Below are 1,954 nucleotides of genomic sequence, written 5' to 3'. Positions count from 1 at the left end.
ACTCGCGTACAGTTCAGCGATGCCTCACTGGGTGCTTCGCAGTCTCGCGCAGTGTTTATCGACCCTTATAGCCTGAAAGTGAAAGGCGACATGACGGTGTACGGCACCAGCGGCGTGCTTCCGCTGCGTACCACGCTTGATTTACTTCACAGCAGCTTGTTGCTAGGTGATTTCGGCCGCAACTACAGCGAGCTCGCGGCGTCCTGGTTGTGGGTCGCCGCGCTGGGCGGCGTGGTGCTGTGGCTGGGCACGCGCCCGAAACGTAAGCTGAAAGCCGCGCGCAAGGGATTCGCCTTTAGCCGTCACTGGCATATCACGCTGGGTCTGACGCTGGTGCTGGGATTGGTATTCTTCTCCGCCACCGGTTTAACCTGGTCGCAGTGGGCGGGTAATAATATTGACCGCTGGCGTACTGAGTTGAACTGGCTGACACCGCAGGTCAACACCTCACTCAATGGCGATACGGCGCCCGCCGATCCTCATGCTGACCATCACAGCATGCCAGGCATGCCTGATATGGATATGTCGAATATGGACATGTCCAGTATGTCGATGTCATCAATGGCAAAACCGGTTGCGCAGCCCGCGAAGCCGATGCCCAACAACCAGCCGGACAGCGATTGGGATCGCGTACTCAGCGCCGCCCGTCAGGATGGATTGAGCGCCAGTAAGCTGGAGTTACGTCAGCCGAAAAGCGCGGGCAAAGCATGGGCAGTAACCGAAATCGATCGAAGCTGGCCGACACGGGTTGATGCGGTTTCCGTGAATCCGCAAGACTTCACGATTGTTGATCACGTCTATTTCGCCCAGTTCCCACTGGTGGCAAAACTGACGCGCTGGGGCGTGGATGCGCATATGGGCGTGCTGTTTGGCTTGCCTAACCAACTGTTGCTGGCGTTCTTTGGACTCGGTTTATGCACGATGATCGTGCTGGGTTATCGCATGTGGTGGGCTCGCCGTCCGCAACAGGCGGAAGCCAGCCCGGCGAAAACGTTAACGGAAACCTGGCTTGCTATACCGCACTACAGTAAAGGCACCTGCCTGATGGTGGCGTTGGCGCTGGGTTATGCGCTGCCGGTGATGGGGGTGAGTTTGCTGGCATTTCTGCTGATCGACGTTTTGCGATGGCGTAAACAGCAACGTGTTCCGATGACCGAAGCGGAGATTCTGGCGTCGCAGCAGTCACCGCTTGGCATTATTCGCGCTCGCTTTACGGTGAAGCGCAAGGAGATGCGTAACTTCCTGCGCGGCGTGTGCATTCTGGCGGTGATTGTCGTTTCGGTGATGAGCAATGCGATTATTGGCGGAGTGATCGATCAATACGGTATCCCGTTTAGCCACTGGTCATTGACGATGTACATCACGCAGGGGTTGATGATTGCCTTATACAGCGCAGTGTTCACCGCACTGATGTCGATTCCGTTGTGGTATTTCTTCCTGGGCGAAAGCGATCCACAAGGTAAATAAGGGTTGGTGCGCAAGGATGCGCACCTCATCTCGTCAACGAGACTTAAAAATCCGCTTTGAGTACCACGCGATAATGGGCTTTTCCCGCTCTCACATGTTCTAACGCGGCATTGACCTGCGACATCGGAAATTCCTCCACCTGTGGAGCGATATCCACGCGGGCGGCTAACTTGAGCAAGGTACGTAACTGAGCGGGAGAACCGGTTGAAGATCCGGTTAGCGCACGATCGCCGACAATCAAACTGAACGCCGGAACCTCAAACGGCTTCATCACCGCGCCCACCGTGTGGAACTTGCCTTGTCGCGCCAGTGCCTGGTAGTAGGGCTTCCAGTCTAAATCCACGGCAACGGTGCTGATGATCAGATCAAACTGACCAGTTAATGCATTCAGGGCTTCCGCATCGCGGCTGTTTACCACCCGATTGGCGCCCATCGCCAGAATGGAGTCGGTTTTGCTGGCATTGGAGCTGAAGGCGGTGACTTCCGC

General features: G+C 56.3%; 2 protein-coding genes. One reads left to right on the top strand and one right to left on the bottom strand.

The window, feature by feature from the left end:
• On the top strand, positions 1 to 1,467 hold a 1,467-nt coding region (locus tag H7A81_RS27030; protein WP_182059310.1), incomplete at its 5' end, for a DUF2534 family protein.
• Positions 1,468 to 1,510: 43 nt separating this feature from the next.
• Here H7A81_RS27030 and H7A81_RS27025 read toward each other — a convergent pair.
• On the bottom strand, positions 1,511 to 1,954 hold a 444-nt coding region (locus H7A81_RS27025; protein ID WP_182059309.1), incomplete at its 5' end, for a zinc-binding dehydrogenase.

It is taken from the genome of Pantoea sp. ME81, from assembly GCF_903970985.1.
GTDB lineage: Bacteria > Pseudomonadota > Gammaproteobacteria > Enterobacterales > Enterobacteriaceae > Pantoea > Pantoea communis.
The sequence above is the reverse complement of the archived record's forward strand: the minus strand, read 5'-3'. Positions and strand labels throughout refer to the sequence as shown.